The sequence below is a fragment of the Halopseudomonas bauzanensis genome (genome assembly GCF_900114735.1).
Lineage (GTDB): Bacteria > Pseudomonadota > Gammaproteobacteria > Pseudomonadales > Pseudomonadaceae > Halopseudomonas > Halopseudomonas bauzanensis.
Genome location: NZ_FOUA01000002.1, coordinates 171,803 through 189,066 on the forward strand (window position 1 = coordinate 171,803; position 17,264 = coordinate 189,066).

17 protein-coding genes are annotated in these 17,264 nt (G+C 62.6%); 7 read left to right on the forward strand and 10 right to left on the reverse strand.

The annotated features are described in order from the left end of the window. The first annotated feature begins 104 nt into the window (after positions 1 to 104). Positions 105 to 773: a response regulator gene (locus BM267_RS07170; protein ID WP_036992074.1), complete on the forward strand. Its 669-nt coding sequence runs from the start codon at positions 105 to 107 to the stop codon at positions 771 to 773. After that, positions 770 to 2,182, forward strand: coding sequence for a sensor histidine kinase (locus tag BM267_RS07175; RefSeq protein WP_074779079.1), 1,413 nt, complete (start codon positions 770 to 772; stop codon positions 2,180 to 2,182). Before BM267_RS07170 ends, BM267_RS07175 begins: the two co-directional genes overlap by 4 nt. A gap of 32 nt (positions 2,183 to 2,214) precedes the next feature. Here BM267_RS07175 and BM267_RS07180 read toward each other — a convergent pair whose 3' ends face one another. Together BM267_RS07180 and BM267_RS07185 are read right to left on the reverse strand one after the other, a co-directional pair. Beyond that, entirely contained in the window at positions 2,215 to 2,379 is a 165-nt protein-coding gene (locus tag BM267_RS07180) for a DUF1328 domain-containing protein (RefSeq protein WP_036991535.1), read from the reverse strand. A 33-nt stretch (positions 2,380 to 2,412) separates the two neighbouring features. Further along, entirely contained in the window at positions 2,413 to 3,264 is an 852-nt protein-coding gene (locus BM267_RS07185; protein ID WP_074779077.1) for a BON domain-containing protein, read from the reverse strand. A 222-nt stretch (positions 3,265 to 3,486) separates the two neighbouring features. Between BM267_RS07185 and algB the strand changes: the two genes are divergently transcribed. The 3 genes from algB to BM267_RS07200 all read left to right on the forward strand — a co-directional run bounded on the left by algB (position 3,487) and on the right by BM267_RS07200 (position 7,230). Then, positions 3,487 to 4,830 carry a sigma-54-dependent response regulator transcription factor AlgB gene (algB, locus tag BM267_RS07190; RefSeq protein WP_083392445.1) on the forward strand — a complete coding sequence of 448 codons (1,344 nt, stop codon included), beginning with the start codon at positions 3,487 to 3,489 and terminating at the stop codon, positions 4,828 to 4,830. Next, the gene (locus BM267_RS07195; protein ID WP_074779074.1) at positions 4,827 to 6,605 is read left to right on the forward strand and encodes an ATP-binding protein; all 1,779 of its coding nucleotides are present in this window, start codon (positions 4,827 to 4,829) and stop codon (positions 6,603 to 6,605) included. The genes algB and BM267_RS07195 overlap by 4 nt, the downstream gene beginning before the upstream one ends. 70 nt (positions 6,606 to 6,675) lie before the next feature. Next, complete coding sequence (locus BM267_RS07200; RefSeq protein ID WP_074779072.1) at positions 6,676 to 7,230, forward strand: DUF4136 domain-containing protein; 555 nt, start codon at positions 6,676 to 6,678, stop codon at positions 7,228 to 7,230. Positions 7,231 to 7,233: 3 nt separating this feature from the next. Here BM267_RS07200 and BM267_RS07205 read toward each other — a convergent pair whose 3' ends face one another. Next, positions 7,234 to 7,782 carry a cupin domain-containing protein gene (locus tag BM267_RS07205; RefSeq protein ID WP_036991542.1) on the reverse strand — a complete coding sequence of 183 codons (549 nt, stop codon included), beginning with the start codon at positions 7,780 to 7,782 and terminating at the stop codon, positions 7,234 to 7,236. A gap of 91 nt (positions 7,783 to 7,873) precedes the next feature. After that, the gene (gene alr, locus BM267_RS07210; protein ID WP_036991545.1) at positions 7,874 to 8,944 is read right to left on the reverse strand and encodes an alanine racemase; all 1,071 of its coding nucleotides are present in this window, start codon (positions 8,942 to 8,944) and stop codon (positions 7,874 to 7,876) included. Positions 8,945 to 9,139: 195 nt separating this feature from the next. Here alr and BM267_RS07215 point away from each other — a divergent pair, with 195 nt between their 5' ends. After that, entirely contained in the window at positions 9,140 to 10,447 is a 1,308-nt protein-coding gene (locus BM267_RS07215; RefSeq protein WP_074779070.1) for an NAD(P)/FAD-dependent oxidoreductase, read from the forward strand. A 14-nt stretch (positions 10,448 to 10,461) separates the two neighbouring features. On the opposite strand, the gene BM267_RS07220 is transcribed toward BM267_RS07215, so the two are convergent. From BM267_RS07220 to BM267_RS07245, 6 genes are all read right to left on the reverse strand, one after another. Beyond that, positions 10,462 to 11,796: a ribonuclease J gene (locus BM267_RS07220; RefSeq protein ID WP_074779068.1), complete on the reverse strand. Its 1,335-nt coding sequence runs from the start codon at positions 11,794 to 11,796 to the stop codon at positions 10,462 to 10,464. A gap of 44 nt (positions 11,797 to 11,840) precedes the next feature. Then, positions 11,841 to 13,070, reverse strand: a complete 1,230-nt coding sequence (locus BM267_RS07225) for a nucleoside recognition domain-containing protein (RefSeq protein ID WP_074779066.1) — start codon at positions 13,068 to 13,070, stop codon at positions 11,841 to 11,843. An 18-nt stretch (positions 13,071 to 13,088) separates the two neighbouring features. After that, positions 13,089 to 13,955 carry an N-acetylmuramoyl-L-alanine amidase gene (locus BM267_RS07230; RefSeq protein WP_074779064.1) on the reverse strand — a complete coding sequence of 289 codons (867 nt, stop codon included), beginning with the start codon at positions 13,953 to 13,955 and terminating at the stop codon, positions 13,089 to 13,091. Next, positions 13,955 to 14,836 (reverse strand): endonuclease/exonuclease/phosphatase family protein, encoded by an 882-nt coding sequence (locus BM267_RS07235; RefSeq protein WP_074779063.1) that lies wholly within the window; start codon positions 14,834 to 14,836, stop codon positions 13,955 to 13,957. Before BM267_RS07235 ends, BM267_RS07230 begins: the two co-directional genes overlap by 1 nt. Before the next feature lie 14 nt (positions 14,837 to 14,850). Beyond that, complete coding sequence (locus BM267_RS07240; RefSeq protein WP_036991554.1) at positions 14,851 to 15,477, reverse strand: thiol:disulfide interchange protein DsbA/DsbL; 627 nt, start codon at positions 15,475 to 15,477, stop codon at positions 14,851 to 14,853. Positions 15,478 to 15,638: 161 nt separating this feature from the next. Beyond that, the gene (locus BM267_RS07245; RefSeq protein WP_036991556.1) at positions 15,639 to 16,247 is read right to left on the reverse strand and encodes a c-type cytochrome; all 609 of its coding nucleotides are present in this window, start codon (positions 16,245 to 16,247) and stop codon (positions 15,639 to 15,641) included. A 285-nt stretch (positions 16,248 to 16,532) separates the two neighbouring features. Between BM267_RS07245 and yihA the strand changes: the two genes are divergently transcribed. Then, positions 16,533 to 17,192: a ribosome biogenesis GTP-binding protein YihA/YsxC gene (yihA, locus tag BM267_RS07250; RefSeq protein WP_036991558.1), complete on the forward strand. Its 660-nt coding sequence runs from the start codon at positions 16,533 to 16,535 to the stop codon at positions 17,190 to 17,192. Positions 17,193 to 17,264 lie beyond the last annotated feature (72 nt).

Sequence of the window (17,264 nt, forward strand, 5' to 3'; positions counted from 1 at the left end):
GCAACCTTTCATCAACCTGTCATCCCCACCTGATCAAGGGTGCAACCTTCGTCGCCGCCGACGGGAGGTGTACACTCGTCAAAATGATCGAAGGAGGGAAGTGGGTGCGCATTCTGCTGGTGGAAGATGATCCGGAACTGGCTGACAGTCTGACCCGCGCGCTCAAGGCTGGCGGATTGACGGTGGACACCCTGCACGATGGCGTGGCCGCCGATCTGGCGCTGCGCAGTGAGGATTATGCCCTGGCCATTCTCGATGTCGGCCTGCCGCGCCTGGACGGCTTCGAGGTCTTGCGCCAGTTGCGCGAGCGGCGCCAGACCCTGGCGGTATTGATCCTGACTGCGCGGGGCGAGGTGGGCGACCGGGTTCGCGGATTGAACCTGGGCGCGGATGACTACCTGGCCAAACCCTTCGAGCTCAGCGAACTGGAAGCCCGCGTCAATGCCCTGCTGCGGCGCAGCCTGATGGGTGGCGAGCGCCAGCAATGCTGCGGACCGCTGGTCTATGACCTGACCGATCGGCGCTTCACTCTTGACGGTGCCCCGCTGCAGCTACCCTCGCGCGAACATGCGGTCCTGGAAAATCTGATCACCCGGCCAGGCCGGATGCTGAACAAGGAACAACTGGCCAGCAAGGTCTTCGGTCTGGATCAGGACGCCAGCCCCGAAGCCATTGAAATCTATATCTCGCGGCTGCGCCGCAAGCTCGACGGCAGCCATGTACGCATCGTTACCTTCCGCGGGCTGGGCTATCTGCTGGAAGCCACGGAATGAAGCGCAGCCGCGGTACCGGCAGCCTCCGCCGCCGGCTGATGGTGCGGCTGGTGCTGATGCTCAGTGTGCTGCTGATCCTGGCCGCCTCCGCCTCTTACTGGAACGCGCGCAAGGCCGCTGATACCGCCTATGACCGCTCCCTGTTGTCGTCCGCCCGGGCCATTGCCGAGCGCCTGTTCGATATTGACGGGAAGCTGCAGGTGGATGTGCCCTACATTGCCCTGGACAATTTTGCCTACGACATCACCGGCCGCCTGTATTACGAGGTGCTGGATCTGAATGGCCAGCCCATTTCCGGCTATGACGACCTGCCCGCGCCGCCCGCCGGCGTTGCCATGACCCAGAACTATCCCGCCCTGGCCCGCTTCTACGATGCGGAATATCACGGCGCCGGCGTGCGGGTGGTCAGCCTGCTGCAGCCGGTCAGCGGCGGCGAGCTGCAAGGCATGGCGGAAATCCGGGTCGCCGAAACGCTGAACGCCCGCGAGGGCATGGCACGTCATCTGCTGCAGCGCTCGCTGATCAATCTGAGCGTACTGAGCGTGAGCGCATTGCTGCTGGCCTACCTGACGGTCAATGCGGCCCTGGGTCCGTTGCGGCGCGTGAAAGAAGAAGTGGCCCAGCGCCGCAGTGATGATCTCAGTCCGATCAGTACCGAGGGGCTGCAACGGGAGATCACCCCGCTGGTGGATGCGATCAACCATTTTACCGGCCGGCTCAGGGAAAACTTCGAACGCCAGCGCGACTTTATCGCCGAGGCCGCCCATGAATTGCGCACGCCGCTGGCGGCGCTCAAGGCACGCATCGAATTTGGCCTGCGCGCGACCGAACCCGAGAGTTGGCGCCAGGCCTTGCAGGATGCGGAGGTCAGTACCGATCGCACCATCGCCCTGGCCAACCGCCTGTTATCCATGGCCCGCATTGAACGCGGCGCCCGGGCGGTAGCCGATGGCAGCGCCGAACATGTGGATATGCCGCCGCTGGTGCAGGATGTGGCCATGGCCATGGTTCCGCTTGCCTACGGGCGCCAGGTCGAACTGGCGCTGGAAGTCGAGCAGCCCTTTACCGTATGGGGCGAGCCGACGCTGCTGCAGGAACTGCTGGGTAACCTGATCGATAATGCGCTGGTGCATACCCCGGCGGGTGGGCAGATCATTCTGCGACTCACCGCTGGCGCCTGCCTGGAGGTCGAAGATACCGGGCCGGGTATTCCGGAAACCGAGCGCAACCGGGTTTTCGAGCGCTTCTATCGACAAGGCGGTACTGGCAGCGGCCTGGGGCTGTCCATCGTCGGCGAAATCTGCCGTGCACATCGGGCGCAGATCAGCCTGGAGCAGGGGGCACTGGGCGGTCTGTTGGTGCGCGTACGTTTTCCAGATGACGCCAACGCAAAACCGGCCACAAAGTGACCGGTTCGAGTTTGCGCTTCAGTTGTTGTGCCCTATAGCTTGGGTCGACGACCCATGATGAAGGACACGACGAAGAGCACCAGAAAGACCACGAATAGAATCTTGGCAATCCCGGTAGCAGTGCCTGCGATACCACCAAAACCCAAAACCGCAGCGATGATGGCGATGATCAGAAAAGTAATAGCCCAACTTAACATGGCAGTTCTCCTCAATTAGTTGATATGCCGGATTCAGCCTTCATTCCCGACTTGCAGTGAATCGGCATTGACGCCTTGCACGCCGCGGATGTCTTCCGCGATTTCAATGGCCAGATCCTTCTCTGCCGATGTGGCCACCTGACCGCCCAGGGTCACCTGGCCGCCTTTGGTATCCACGGAGATATCCAGCCCATCCAGACTGTTGTTGAACAGGAAACTGGATTTCACCTTGCTGCTGATCCAGGCATCGCTGATGGCTGCACCAGCCTGATCCGCCTTGTCCCGCGCCTTGTCGGCCGTGCCCGCTTCGGCATTGACCTCCAGCTGATTGTCGACCTGGCGAACACCTTCGGTATTGCGCGCCAGCCGCTCGGCCAGTTCCTTCGATTCCGCTGAGTCGGTGTTGCCCTGCAGGGTCACCACCCCGTTACGAGTGCCAACATTGATGTCCAGCCCTTCGGTGTTGCGATTCCACAAGAGTTTCGACTTCACGGTTGCCGTGGTGGTGGCATCGTTGAAACGCGTGGAAAAGGCGGCCCCGCTATCATCGGCAGTGCTGCGATCGGCGGTCTCGCCTTCGACCTTGAGCTGGTTGTCCACTTCGCGGATGCCTTCCACACCCAGGGCTACCTGCTCGGCCAGATCGCGGTCAACCTCCGACTCGACCTCACCGGTAAGCACGGCAACGCCGTTCTCGATCTCAACATCAATGCTGAAGGGGCTGAGGTGGCGGTTCAGAGCGAAGGCGGTCCAGACCGAGCCTTCCTGACGCGCTTCGGTCAGCTGACGGCTCATATCGCCATCCTCTGCATACGCTGCCATCGGGCTCAGGGCGATGACACCGACGGTGGCGGTGGCAATGGCGAGTTTTTTCAAGGCATGCATGATAGTGACTTCCTCTTTCAGCGGCCGTAAAGGCCTTTCCCTTATACCGTTGCAGCAGTCATGCCAGCTTTTGGCTTTACGCTAATTAATTGAAAATCAATAAGTTATCGAATTCACCACGATTTCGAAGCCGTGCAAATTGCAGGAAGGGCCAGAGAATATCGTGCAACTTGCATGACGCAGCGGTGACTAACCACACAGGGGCAGCCTATGGAGCGGATCATGCAAACACCCGATAAAGAAGGCCGCATTCTGCTGGTCGATGACGAACCGGCGATCTTGCGCACCTTTCGCTATTGTCTTGAGGACGAGGGGTACGCCATTGCCACAGCCAGCTCTGGCGATCAGGCGCAGGCGCTGGTCCAGGGGCAGGTATTCGATCTCTGTTTTCTCGATCTGCGGCTGGGTGCCGATGACGGCCTGACGGTGCTGTCCCGGCTGCGAGTGCTGGCTCCCTGGATGCGGGTGGTGATCGTAACCGCCCACTCGGCAATCGATACCGCGGTCAATGCCATGCAGGCGGGTGCGGCGGATTATCTGGTCAAACCCTGCAGTCCCGAGCAGTTGCGCCTGGCCGCCGCACGGCAACTGGAAACCAGCCGCATGGCGGCCCGTTTACAGACGCTGGAGCAGGAAACCGCCGCTGCCGGGGCCGATCTCGACTCCCACTGCCCAGGCATGCGCTCGGTACTGGATACCGCGCGCCAGGTGGCTGATACCGATGCCAATATCCTGATTCTCGGCGAATCCGGCACGGGCAAGGGCGAACTGGCGCGGGCCATTCATGGCTGGAGCAAGCGCAGCAAGCATGACTGCGTCACGGTCAACTGCCCCTCACTGAACGCCGAGTTGATGGAAAGCGAACTGTTCGGCCATGCCCGTGGCGCCTTCACCGGCGCCACGGAAAATACCCTGGGCCGAGTCAGTCAGGCCGACGGTGGCACCCTGTTCCTGGACGAGATCGGCGACTTTCCCCTGGCCCTGCAGCCAAAATTGCTGCGCTTTATTCAGGACCGTGAGTATGAGCGCGTCGGCGATCCCCAGACCCGCCATGCAGACGTGCGCATTCTATCGGCGACCAATCGCAACCTCGCGGAGATGGCTGCTGCCGGCGCGTTCCGCGAGGACCTGATGTACCGTCTCAATGTCATCACCCTGACACTGCCGCCGCTGCGCGAACGCGTCGAGGATATTCCCGAGCTGGCCGAGCGCTTTCTCGCACGCTTCGTCAGTGATTATGGCCGCCCCGCCCGCGGTTTCAGCGACGCGGCCCTGACGGCACTGCAACAGCATTCCTGGCCAGGCAATATCCGCGAGCTGCGCAACATGATCGAGCGCGCCAGCATCATCTGCACCGAAGAGCTGGTCGATCTCACGCACCTGGGTTTCGATGCTCCGCCACTCGACAGCGTGCCCCGGGCCGGCGCGGAACTCAGCCTGGAAGAGCTGGAACGCGCTCACATCACTGCCGTGCTTGGCAATAGCGAGACGCTGGATCAGGCGGCACGCACACTGGGCATCGACGCGTCCACGCTCTATCGCAAACGCAAGCAACTCGGCCTGTGAAACTGCGCAGCCGGCTGTTTCTCAGCAATGGCGCACTGCTTACGGTGGCGCTGATCGGGCTGCTGCTGGGTATCTTCAGTGTGCTGCATCTCACCCGCGCCCAGAGTCAGGCCATGACCAGCACCCTGGGCAGTATCGAGGCCGCCACCGGCCTGAGCCAGGAGCTGAACCGGCAATTGGCCTTGCTGTTGGTCGACGAACCGGATCTGACCGCCATCCGCACCGCCGACGCCCGCTTCGAAGAGTGGCTGGCGGAGGCCCGGAAGGAAGCCCGGCATGAGACCGAACACCAGACGCTGACAGAGCTGACCGAGGCTTACGCGGTATTCGAGAACCTGCTCGCCGAGCCGCTGACAGTGCGCCAGCAGATTCTCGGCAGCGACGAGTTCAGCCGCCACTTCAGTACCATTCACAACCACATCGACCGGATGCTCATGCACTATCTGGTGGAACTGCGCGCCGGGGAGCAGAACGCCCGTGAACGCGCCTGGTTGATCGCCGGGTTGCTCGGTCTGGTTGGCGTGGCGGTACTGGTGCTGGGCCTGGTAACCGCCCACAGCATCGCGCAACGCTTCGGCCGGCCAATCGAGGCGCTGGCCGACGCGGCCAACCTGATTGGCAAGGGCGACTTCAGCGTCACCCTACCCGTCACCCCGGTCGCTGAGCTGGCCACTCTGAGCCGGCGCTTCGGTCTGATGGCGGCGGCGCTACAGCAGTTTCGTCACAGTGATGTGGAAGCGCTGCTGGCCGAGCAGCGGCGGTTACAGGCAGTACTCGACAGCATCGACGATGGCTTGCTGATTTTCGATCGCAGCGGCCGCCTGGAGCATTTCAACCCAGTGGCCGGGCGCCAGCTGGGTTGCGATACCCGCCAGCTCGGCCTCAGCGCCAGCCAGGCCCTGCAGCGCCCGGAACTGGACGAGCAACTGTGGCAGGTAGCCCGCGGCTCCACCCAAAGCGGGGTGTTGGGTGATCTGCAGGTGCAGGTGCATGCCGAATCGCGGTTGTTGACCTACAGCATCACGCCGGTCAGCCATACCGGCGGGCGGCTGCTGGGTATGGTGATGGTGCTGCATGACGTCACCGAACAGCGCGCTTTCGAGCGTATCCGCAGCGAATTTGTGTTGCGCGCTTCTCATGAGCTGCGCACCCCGGTGGCCGGCATGCACATGGCCTTTGCCCTGCTGCTGGAACGCCTGCAGTTTCCGGCCGGGTCACGGGAGGGTGAACTGTTACGGACCGTGGATGAGGAAATGCACCGCCTGGTGCGGTTGATCAACGAGTTGCTGGACTTCTCTCGCTACCAGAACGGTCTGCAGAAACTCGAACGCAGCCCGTGCGCAATCGATGCGCTGCTGACCAGTGCCCGCGAGCGGTTCCTGGGGCAGGCCGAGGCGAAAGGGCTGACGCTGGAGGTGCAGGGCGCGACCGATCTACCGGAGGTACAACTGGATCACTTGCAGATCGAGCGGGTGCTGGACAATCTGCTGGCCAACGCCATCCGCCACAGCCACCCGGGCGGCGCAGTGCGGTTGCACGCCGCGGTGCAGGATGAGCGCTTGCTACTGGCGGTCGAAGACGATGGCGAGGGTATCCCCTATGGCCAGCAAGCACGCATCTTCGAGCCTTTCGTACAGATCGGCGCCAGCCGGGGCGGCGCCGGTCTGGGCCTGGCGTTGTGCCGGGAGATAGTGCAACTGCATGGCGGTCAGATTACTCTGCAATCGCATCCGGGAGAGGGCGCACGCTTCCAATTGCTGCTGCCGCTGGTGTAGCTTGGGTACAGAACCATCACCTGCTCTGGCAGTCTGATTCCATATACTACTGACGCAGCCGAGGTTTCCCATGTTGCGCTTTATGATCCTGCTGTCGCTGCTGATGCTGGGGGCCTGCCAGGCCACCGGACCCCGTGCAGATTATGATCTGAGCCGGGATTTCAGCCAGTACCAGACCTGGAGCTGGGCCGATCCGCCGGTGAGCTACGCACCAGCCAATGATCCGCGCCTGACCAGTGATCTCACCAGCCAGCGCGTCCTCGAAGCGGTCGCCGCCCAGCTGGATGTACGCGGCCTGCGACCAGCCCAGCCAGCGGATACCGCTGACCTGAAGGTCCGCGCCTCGGTGGTGCTGGAAACCCGTCGGGATAACGTCACCACGCACTATGGTGGCGGCTGGGGCTACTGGGGGCCTTACTGGGGCGGCCCCGGATACAGCCAGACCCGCACCGTGGACTATCAGGTCATGACGCTGCAGATTGACATGCTTGACGCCAACGATGGGCGGCTGGTCTGGCGTGGCAGCGACAGCCAGACGGTGCGCGAGCGCCAGACACCCCTGGAACGCAATCAGGAAATGCACGAGCGGGCCGCCAAGCTATTGAGCACCTTCCCGCCGAATTGAGTCTCAGAAATTCGCCGGGGTAGTGGCGCTGATCAATACGCAGGGTTCGTCGAAGGGGTTGTTGAAGCGGTGCGGCTGGCTGCTCTCGAAGTAGTAGCTATCCCCGGTGTCGAGAACATGAATCTCCGCGCCCACGGTCAGCTCCAACCGGCCCTGCACCACAATGCCTGCTTCCTCGCCCTGATGACTGAGCATATCCGGCCCGGTGTCGGCGGCGGGCGGGTAGGTTTCGCGCAGGAAAGACAGGCTGCGGTCGGGGTGATCCTTGCCGACCAGCTGCATGATCACCTCATTACTGCCGATGTCCAACAGCTCACCGGTGCGATAGACCACCTTGCGCGGCTGATCGGCGGGCGCTTCGACGGCAAAGAATTCAACCAGCGACATGGGGATCCCCGCCAGTACCTTTTTCAAGGAACTGACCGAGGGGCTGACGCTGTTCTTCTCGATCATCGAAATGGTGCTGTTGGTGACTCCGGCGCGCTTGGCCAGCTCGCGCTGGGACAGGCCCTTGAGTTTGCGGATGGTTTTCAGTCGGGCGCCAACATCCAAGGTCGGAATCCTCTGGGCAATACAGATGGGATCAGGTGGGCCGCATGATTGCACGGCTGTGCATTATTTTCAACGCAGCACCCTGCCGAAATCAGACCTGATAGCGCCGCGGTACCCGGTTCAGATTGCAAAACAACTGGTAGGAAATGGTCCCGGCATGGCTGGCCACCTCGCCGGCATCCAGCCCATCGCCCCAAAGCCGTACGTGGCTGCCCAGCCCGCTGCCCGGCAGCCCGGTCAGATCCACCGTCAGCATGTCCATGGAGACCCGCCCGCTGATGCAGGTGCGCTGGCCGTCCACCAGTACCGGTGTGCCGTCCGGCGCATGACGCGGATAACCATCGGCATACCCCATGGCGACCACCCCGATGCGGCTCGCCCGGCGGGTGACGAACCGCGAGCCGTAGCCGATGGGTTCACCCGCCGCAATGTTGTGTACCGCGATCACCCTCGAATCCAGCTGCATCACCGGCCGCAGCTGCGCGGCCTGCTCCTGGGCAAAGTCGAAGGGGCTGGAACCGTACAGCATGATGCCGGGCCGGACCCAATCGCCATAGGCGCTGGGCCAGGCCAGCACGCCGGCGGAATTGCTCAGGCTGGCAGGGCCGTCGAGCCCTGCGGTCGCTTGCGCGAAGGTCTCCAGCTGCTCCTCGGTACGGCCGGTTTCCGGTTCATCGGCCCGGGCAAAGTGGGTGATCTTGGTCAGGCTGGCGACCTTGTTGCTGGCCTGCAATTCACGCCAGATCTGCGGATACTCAACTGGAGAGAAGCCGGTACGATGCATACCGCTGTCGAGCTTCAACCAGACCTGCAGCGGCCGACTCAGGTTCGCTTCGCGCAGGTCAGCCAACTGTCCGTGGTGATGCACCACTGGCCATAGATCATGGCGGCAGATCAGCTCCAGCTCGGCGGCCTCGAACCAGCCTTCGAGCAGCACTATGGGTTGCCGGTGACCCGCTTCGCGCAGGGCCAGTGCCTCCTCGATCGCCGCGACCGCGAACCCATCAGCATCCTCGTTCAGGGCGGCGGCGCACTCCAGCGCCCCGTGGCCATAGGCGTTGGCCTTGACCACCGCCAGGGCGTTACAGCCGGTCAGGCGTTTGGCCAGACGGTAATTATGGCGCAGGGCCGATAAGTCGATCAGGGCATAGGCTGGGCGCATGGCAGGTCCACAGGCAAGTAAGTACTGAAACGATGGGTGCGGCGGGAGGTCGCTGGCGGCAAGAATAGCAAATTATCCCGACAAAAGCCGCGAGCAATGTCCGCTGCTCCGGCGCCACGGCATGCCAGGGCTTCTGTGGCAGGACAATTGCCGTTATCCTGCCGGTCTGTATTTCCGCTGTGCGACGGAGCTTCCATGTCACGCCACACCATCCATTCCGCCGATTACCCCAACTCCTGGTACCTTGCCTCACGCAACCGCGAGACGCTCTTGCCGATACTGGAAGGCGAGGAACAGGCCGATGTGTGCATCATCGGCGGCGGCTTTACCGGGCTGAATACCGCCATCGAACTGGCCCAACGCGGGCTCTCGGTGGTGCTGCTGGAAGCGCGGCGGATTGGCTGGGGTGCCAGCGGCCGCAACGGTGGCCAGTTGATCCGCGGCGTCGGCCATGACGTCGATCAGTTTGCCGGTGTCATCGGCGCGGAGGGCGTGCGCGATCTCAAGCTGATGGGTATCGAAGCGGTCGACATCGTCCGCGAGCGCGTGGCCGAGTTCGCCATCGATTGCGATCTCACCTGGGGCTATTGCGACCTGGCAAACAAGCCGCGCCATCTCGACGCCTTTCGCGCTGATCGGGACGAGTTGTTGTCGCTGGGCTATCAGCATGAACTGAAAATCGTCGAGCCCGACCAGATGCGCAGCGTGGTCGGCTCTGATCGGTATGTCGGTGGGCTGATCGACATGGGCTCGGGGCACCTGCATCCGCTGAACCTGGCCCTGGGCGAAGCAGCAGCGGCCCAGTCGCTGGGCGTGCGGTTGTTCGAGCGCTCGGCGGTGACCGCCATTGATCATGGCTCGACCATCACCGTGCACACCGACCGAGGACGGGTACGCGCCGCCCAGTTGGTGCTCGCCTGCAACGCTTACCACAGCGGCCTGCAGCGTCGCCTCGATAGCCAGGTCATTGCCGCCGGCAGCTACCTGATCGCCACCGAACCGCTGTCACCCGAACTGGCCGCCGAGCTGATTCCCCAGAACATGGCGCTCTGTGATCAGCGCGTGGCGCTGGATTACTACCGGCTGTCTGCCGATCGGCGTCTGCTGTTCGGCGGTGCCTGCCATTACTCGGGGCGTGACCCGGCGGACATTGCCGCCTACATGCGACCGAAGATGCTCAAGGTCTTCCCGCAGCTGGAGGCCACCCGTATCGATTACCAGTGGGGCGGCATGATCGGCATCGGCGCCAATCGCCTGCCACAGATCGGCCGCCTGCCCGATCAGCCCAACGTGTTCTACGCCCAGGCCTACTCCGGCCACGGCGTCAACGCGACCCACCTGGCCGCCCGCATCCTCGGCGAGGCCATGACCGGCCAGGCCAGTCGCGGGTTCGACCTGTTCAGCCAGGTGCCGCATATGGCCTTTCCCGGGGGCGAACTGTTCCGCTCGCCATTGCTGGCGTTGGGGATGTTGTGGCAGAAGATCAAGGAACAGAGTTTCTGAGGGGGGCGGGGGATCTACCGCTGCACCTCGATCAACCCCCACGGCACCTCAGCCACCCGACAAGGCTGACCACTCAGGTCGATCAGATCGCCGTTACCCGGTACCAGCCCACCGATACCCAGACCGCGGGCAAACTCCATGTGGGCCTGCTGATGGTAAGGCTCGCCATGCACCGGCAGCAGATAGCGCGGCCGCAGCCAACCATATAGCTGGCGCAGATCTTCCTGGGGTGGGTGGCCGGACGCGTGGATGGGGGCCATGTCGTCATCGATGATGTGCACGTCCTGCCTGAGCAGGTTGTGCTTGATGCGCTCCAGCGCTTCCTCGTTACCGGGAATCAGCCGTGAGGAGAACACCACGGTATCGCCGGGCGCCAGGGTGAGGTGCGGATGACTGCCCGCCGCCAACCGGCCCAGCGCGGCAGCCGGCTCGCCCTGGCTGCCGGTACAGATCCATAACTGCTGATCGCGCGGCAGAAAACCCAACTCCCAGGGGGCGATAAACCCCGGACGGGCCCGCAGATAACCATGTGCCCTGCCAAAACTGTGCATGCTGACCAGGCTGCGGCCGAGCAGGCCGGCGTAGCGGCCGGTATCGAAGGCGATTTCCGCCAGGCTGTGCAGCCGTGCCAGGTTGCTGGCAAAACAGGTAACCACCACCCGCTGGGTGCAGGGGCGAATCGCATCCGACAGGCCGTCCTGCACCGCCGCTTCGGATCGGCTGGCGCCACTGCCCGGAGCATTGGTCGAATCGCCGATCACCACGTCCACGCCTTCACGGCCGATGGCACGCAGTCGTCCCTCGGCGGTCAATTCACCCACCAGCGGCTGAGCATCGAGCTTCCAGTCGCCGCTGTGGTAGATGCGCTTGCCGGCTACCTGCAGGAGAATGCCGTGGGATTCGGGAATCGAGTGGGTGACGGGTATCCATTCAGCCTGGAAGGCACCGAGCCCGATAGGCTCCAGCGGCCGGATCTCATGCAATGGCGGCCATTCCAGATTCTGCGCCAGCTTGTTGCGGATCAGCCGGGCAGTAAAGGGACTGGCATACAGCGGACAGCCGAGCTCGCGCCACAGGTAGGGAATGGCACCGATATGGTCCTCATGGCCATGGGTGATCAACAGCGCACTGAGCTTGATATCGTGCTTTTCCAGCGCCTCGATGAGCGGAACGGCCACACGGCTGTCCCCGCTGGGCGTGGACTCCAGAGCGAAGCCACAGTCGATGGCGATCCACTCGCCACCGGAGCCGTACAGATACAGGTTCGCCCCAAACATCCCCGCACCGCCCAAGGCCACGAAATACGGGCCGGGCTGGCGGTGCAACTGGTCAAAACGCGGTGCGGGCATGGGGCCTCCAATCAGGGTTCTGCTCTACAGCTTAGCAGGGCGCCTCAGCCGAAGAACCAGTAACACACCCCGATGGCGGTAAGCATACCGGCCAGATCGGCAGTCAGTGCGCAGCCCAGGCCGTGGCGGATGCGGGTGATACCGACCGCGCCGAAATACACCGCGATTACGTAGAAAGTGGTTTCCGTGCTGCCCTGGAAGGTCGCCGACAATAGCGCCGGGAAGCTGTCGACGCCGAAGGTGTCCATGGTCTCGATCATCATTGCCCTCGCGCCACTGCCCGACAGCGGTTTCATGAAGGCGGTGGGCAGGGCATCGATGAAGCGGGTATCCCAGCCGAACCCTTCCGCCAGCCAGCGGATGCCTTCCAGCCCGGCGTCCAGCACGCCACTGGCACGAAGTGCGCCGATGGCCACCAGCATGGCGATGAGAAACGGCAGCAGCGAGATGGTGAAGCTGAAGCCCTCCTTGGCGCCCTCGATGAAGGTGTCATAGACCTTGACCTTGCGCAGGGCCGCCACGCCCAGAAACAGGATGATGATGCCGAACAGGGTCAGGTTACCGACCAGCGACGAGGTGGCAGCCAGCGCCTGGGCGGACATACCGGCGAGGGTGGTGAGTAACAGGCCCAGCGCGGCTGCCCCGCCGAGCAGATAGGCCAGCACCACCGGATCATGCAGGCGCAGGCGCTGCATGAAGGCCACGGTCAGCAGGCCGACCAGGCTGGAAACGGTGGTCGCCAGCAGAATCGGCAAGAACACCAGGGTCGGGTCGGTCGCTCCCTGCTGCGCGCGATACATGAAAATGGTCACCGGCAACAGGGTCAGCGATGAACTGTTGAGCACCAGGAACAGGATCTGCGCGTTGGTGGCGGTATCCTTCTGCGGATTGAGTTCCTGCAGCGAGTGCATAGCCTTGATGCCGATGGGCGTGGCGGCGTTGTCCAGACCGAGGATATTGGCGGCGAAGTTCATACTGATATGCCCCAACGCCGGATGCCCACTGGGTACCTCCGGCATCAGCCGGCGGAACAGCGGGTCCAGCACGCGCGCCAGCAGACGGATCAGTCCAGCCTTCTCAGCGACCGCCAGAAAGCCCAGCCACAAGGTCATGGTGCCGACCAATACCAGCACGATCTCGACACTGAGCCGGGCCATATCGAACAGCGCCGCCACCAACCGGCTGAATACCTCGCTGTCGCCCATCCCAAGCCATTGCCAGAGCGCGGCAGCGAAGGCAGCAAGGAAGAAGCTCAGCCAGATTCCATTGAGCATGGGTGGGGTGTTCCTTGGTCAGGGTAGGGTGATCGTGGGGGCGGGCGGTACAGTGAATTCGCTAAAGCGGCTGATCTCGGCAAAACTGTCGGGAACCAGTGCCGCCAGTATGGCAGCGGTCTCTGCGTCCGGCAGACCATCATGGCGGGCCGGACGAAAACGCATCTGGAAGGCGGCGATCACATTGCGGGTCGCATTGGTCTGTCCGGGACGCGCCGCCAGGCTGTAACCAAAGCGCTCCAGGGCCATCTCGAACCAGGCCAGGGGCGGCGTCTGGCCGCCCAGCAGATGCTGATACTGCGTTACCCGCGCCGCATCAGGCCAGATGGCTACGCCCGCCTCGGCCAGTTGCTGCCAGGGGAACAGCGGCCCGGGATCAAGCTTGCGCTGCGGTGCTATATCGCTATGGCCAATTACCCGCTCCGGCGGCAGGCCGTGCCGCTGCAGAATGTCCTGCAACAGCGGAATCAGCCGGTCGATCTGCGCCTGATCCCAGGGCTGCCACTGACGCCCTTCGGAGGTGTCATGGTAGCCGGGGTGCACGATCTCGATGCCGATGGAACTGGCATTGAGCCAGGTGCGGCCCTGCCAGCTACTTTCACCGGCGTGCCAGGCACGGCGGTTCTCGTCCACCAGGCGGTAGATGGTCGGCGGATTGGCATCGATCAGGTAATGGCTGCTGACCTCACCCAGGGTCAGGGTATTCAGCGCCCGGGCCGAGTTCGAGGAGGTGTAGTGCAGGATCACATACTGCACGCGGCTATCCTGACCACGGGCGGTATGGCTGGTGTCGATCACCAGGCCACGACTGCAGCCGGCCAGTGCCAGACAGATCAGCAACAGCCCGGAGAGCGTATGAACCGGGCGCGACCAACGCCAGCGCATCAATCTACCGCTGGCGCAGGGAGATGGCAGAGGCTGGGCGGCAGGCGGATGTGCATGGACACCGGCAGGTGATCGGAGATCGGCTGCGGCAACACGTCCACCTGCTCGATGTTGAGGCTGGGGCTGAGCAGGATGTGATCCAGCACGCGGGCCGGTTTCCAGCTCGGGTAGGTGCCGGGCAGGCTGGCAGTGTGCAGATTGCTGCCGCTCAGCGGTGAGCGCTCCAACAGGTCTTCGGCATGGGTATTCATGTCCCCCATCAATACCACATGGGCATGATCGGCGATGCGCTCGCGGATGTAAGCCAACTGATTGGCGCGGGTACGGGTGCTCAGCGCCAAGTGCATCATCACTACCAACAGGCTGTCCGGGCCCTGGCCGAAGCTGGTGAGAATCGCACCACGACCGGGCAACATGCCGGGCAGCTTGTGGTCTTCCAGCAGTTTCGGCTGGTAGCGGCTGAGAAACCCGTTGGAGTGCTGGGCGAAGCGCCCGAGATTGCGATTGAGCTGCTGATACCAGAAGGGGAACTGGCTTTCCTTCGCCAGGTGCTCCACCTGATTGACGAAGCCCGAACGCAGGCTGCCACCATCGACCTCCTGCAGCGCAACGACGTCGAAGTCGTTGAGCAGCTGGGCGATCTGCCCGAGGGTGTGTTGGCGCCGCGCGTGGGGCAGCACATGCTGCCAGCCACGGGTCAGATAATGATGGTAGCGCTGGGTGTTGATACCCACCTGGATGTTGAAGCTGAGCAGCCGCAATACATCGGGCAGCGGCTGTTCAGTATCACCGCAGGCCCAGTTCGGATTGGTCTGCAGGCAGGCGGGCGCCATGGAACCCTGAGTAGCGCGTCGCCATGGAATATTGCCCGTTGCAATCATCAAAGCATCCTTGGTCAGGAACGTTCCTGATCCACCAGGTATTCTGCGATTTTCAGCATTTCCTCGAAGCTGCCGGCCATGCCGCCTTCGATTCGATATTTGCCGTTGACGATCAGCGTGGGTACGCCAGTGGCGCGATAGGCCTTGGCCAGTCGCTTGGCCTGGCTCATCTTGAGGTTCACGCCGGCGGACGCCCAGGTCTTGCGGAACTCATCTTCATCGACGCCGTATTGTGCCAGCAACTTGACCATGGCATCGGTGTCAGCCAGGCGGTTGCCCTGGTTGTGGATAGCCTGGAATACCGCTGCGTGGGCGTCACCCAGCTGGTTCATGCTTTCCAGAGTGTAGAACAGCTGGCCATGGGTGTCCCAGGCGCCGCCGAAGAAAGCGGGGACGGGACGGAAGTGTACGTCCTCGGGCAGGGTTTTCTTCCACTCGCCGATGATCGGCTCGAAGGTAAAGCAATGACCACAGCCGTACCAGAACAGTTCGGCCACTTCGATCTTGCCCGGCTCCTGGGTCGGCGCCACGGCGGGCAGCTCGACGTAATGCACACCGGCCTTGTACTGGGTTTCCTGAGCCTGAACCATTGCCAGGCTGCCCAGCAGCCATACCAATCCAACAGTCAACAACTTGCGCATGTATCTCTCCAGACAATCTTTCTGTGACATTCAGGCCATCATGATGGCAAAAAGGTTCCCCGGTGCGCTATTCCGCAAGCCGGTTGGGTTTTCTACAGTCGCAAAAAAGGGCAGCCGCAGCCACCCTTTTTTTAACACCAGCTATTGCAGCGCAACTGGGATCAACGCAGACCCTGGATATAGTTCGAGACAGCCTCGATATCCTTGTTGCTCAAACGCGAAGCGATGGTCTGCATGATCATGGCATCGCCATCGTTGACCCGGTCGCCTTCACGGAAGTCGGTCAGCTGCTTGGCAGTGTAGGTGGCATGCTGCCCAGCCAGCTGCGGGTAGGCCGCCGGGTCGTTGCCCTGGCCAGTCGGTGAATGGCAACCAGTGCAGGCCGGCAGACCTGTGGCAAGGTCGCCGCCACGGTAGATGGCTTCACCACGTGCCGCCAGCTCGGGATCGGCAACGCCGCGAGCCGGCGTTTGCGCTGCATAAAAAGCTGCGGCGTCAGCCAGGTCCTGATCACTCATGTTAGCCACGATGGCGGTCATTTCCGGCACCACTCGTACGCCTTCCTTGATCTCGACCAGCTGCTTGAGCAGATAGCGCTCGCCCTGACCGGCCAGGTTCGGCCAGTTCGGCATGATGCTGTTACCATCGTTACCGTGACAGGCTGCACAGACGGCCACCTTGCCCTGGCCGGCTTCGGCATCACCCTGCAGCGCATGGGCCGAACCGGCCACACCGAGGGATAACACCAGACTTACAAGTAATTTATTCATCGGCTAATCCAATTACGGCTAAAAGAAAAATCAGGCCTGGTCCGCGTCCGGTCTCGATGACCGCGTTATGTGCAGACAGCCTCGACGCCTGGCAACAGTAATACAAATACAGGCCGGCTCGAATAAGCGCCCATGCTAGCCGCCCCTCGGAAGCAGCGCAATGGCCATACTGTCGCAGTGCCTGCCACGATATTAAACCGCGGCATTATATACTAAGCTAGCCGCTGACGTGAATGCATCTAGGGTCTGTTCCCGTTCGACCCTACCACACAAACCGGATATTCCATGCCCCCAGCCACACCGCTCCCCATTCTCTGCCAACAAGCCAGCTTCATCAAAAGCGCCAGCCAGGTCGATCAATGCCCGCCGGACCAGGGTTACGAAGTCGCCTTTGCCGGGCGCTCCAACGCCGGCAAGTCCAGTGCACTGAATACCCTGACCCACGCACGCTTGGCACGGACCTCGAAAACCCCGGGGCGCACCCAGTTGATCAACTTCTTCGCCCTCGATGATACCCATCGCCTGGTCGACTTGCCCGGCTACGGCTACGCCAAGGTGCCGCTGGAGTTGAAGGAGCACTGGAAAAAACACCTGGACGCCTATCTTACCCAACGGGATTCGTTGGCCGGCGTGGTGCTGGTGATGGATATCCGCCATCCACTGTCGGCCTTCGACCGCATGATGCTGGATTGGGCGAATGTTGCCGGCCTGCCGGCGCATATCCTGCTGAGCAAGACCGACAAACTGTCCTTCGGCGCGGCCAAGGGCGTGTTGCTCAAGGTGCAGAGCACGGTACGCAAGGAATTCGGCAACCGCGCCAGCGTGCAGCTGTTCTCCTCGCCCAAACGCCAGGGTATCGACGAGGCCCATGCGGTGCTGGAGAGCTGGCTGTACCCCGCCGAAGATACCGAGCAGGACGAAGACCAGCCGGCAGCCACCGAATAACAGGCAAAAAAAACCCCGAACTTCTATGGGGAGGGAAGGTTCGGGGTTCAACAACCGGGCTGTGCTAGGAAA

Excerpts from the sequence above, each read along its gene's own strand:
- BM267_RS07175 (WP_074779079.1), top strand. The coding sequence starts at position 770 with ATGAAGCGCAGCCGCGGTACCGGCAGCCTCCGCCGCCGGCTGATGGTG.
- BM267_RS07180 (WP_036991535.1), bottom strand. The coding sequence starts at position 2,379 with ATGTTAAGTTGGGCTATTACTTTTCTGATCATCGCCATCATCGCTGCG.
- BM267_RS07185 (WP_074779077.1), bottom strand. The coding sequence starts at position 3,264 with ATGCATGCCTTGAAAAAACTCGCCATTGCCACCGCCACCGTCGGTGTC.
- algB (WP_083392445.1), top strand. The coding sequence starts at position 3,487 with ATGCAAACACCCGATAAAGAAGGCCGCATTCTGCTGGTCGATGACGAA.
- BM267_RS07200 (WP_074779072.1), top strand. The coding sequence starts at position 6,676 with ATGTTGCGCTTTATGATCCTGCTGTCGCTGCTGATGCTGGGGGCCTGC.
- alr (WP_036991545.1), bottom strand. The coding sequence starts at position 8,944 with ATGCGCCCAGCCTATGCCCTGATCGACTTATCGGCCCTGCGCCATAAT.
- BM267_RS07215 (WP_074779070.1), top strand. The coding sequence starts at position 9,140 with ATGTCACGCCACACCATCCATTCCGCCGATTACCCCAACTCCTGGTAC.
- BM267_RS07220 (WP_074779068.1), bottom strand. The coding sequence starts at position 11,796 with ATGCCCGCACCGCGTTTTGACCAGTTGCACCGCCAGCCCGGCCCGTAT.
- BM267_RS07225 (WP_074779066.1), bottom strand. The coding sequence starts at position 13,070 with ATGCTCAATGGAATCTGGCTGAGCTTCTTCCTTGCTGCCTTCGCTGCC.
- BM267_RS07230 (WP_074779064.1), bottom strand. The coding sequence starts at position 13,955 with ATGCGCTGGCGTTGGTCGCGCCCGGTTCATACGCTCTCCGGGCTGTTG.
- BM267_RS07235 (WP_074779063.1), bottom strand. The coding sequence starts at position 14,836 with ATGATTGCAACGGGCAATATTCCATGGCGACGCGCTACTCAGGGTTCC.
- BM267_RS07240 (WP_036991554.1), bottom strand. The coding sequence starts at position 15,477 with ATGCGCAAGTTGTTGACTGTTGGATTGGTATGGCTGCTGGGCAGCCTG.
- BM267_RS07245 (WP_036991556.1), bottom strand. The coding sequence starts at position 16,247 with ATGAATAAATTACTTGTAAGTCTGGTGTTATCCCTCGGTGTGGCCGGT.
- yihA (WP_036991558.1), top strand. The coding sequence starts at position 16,533 with ATGCCCCCAGCCACACCGCTCCCCATTCTCTGCCAACAAGCCAGCTTC.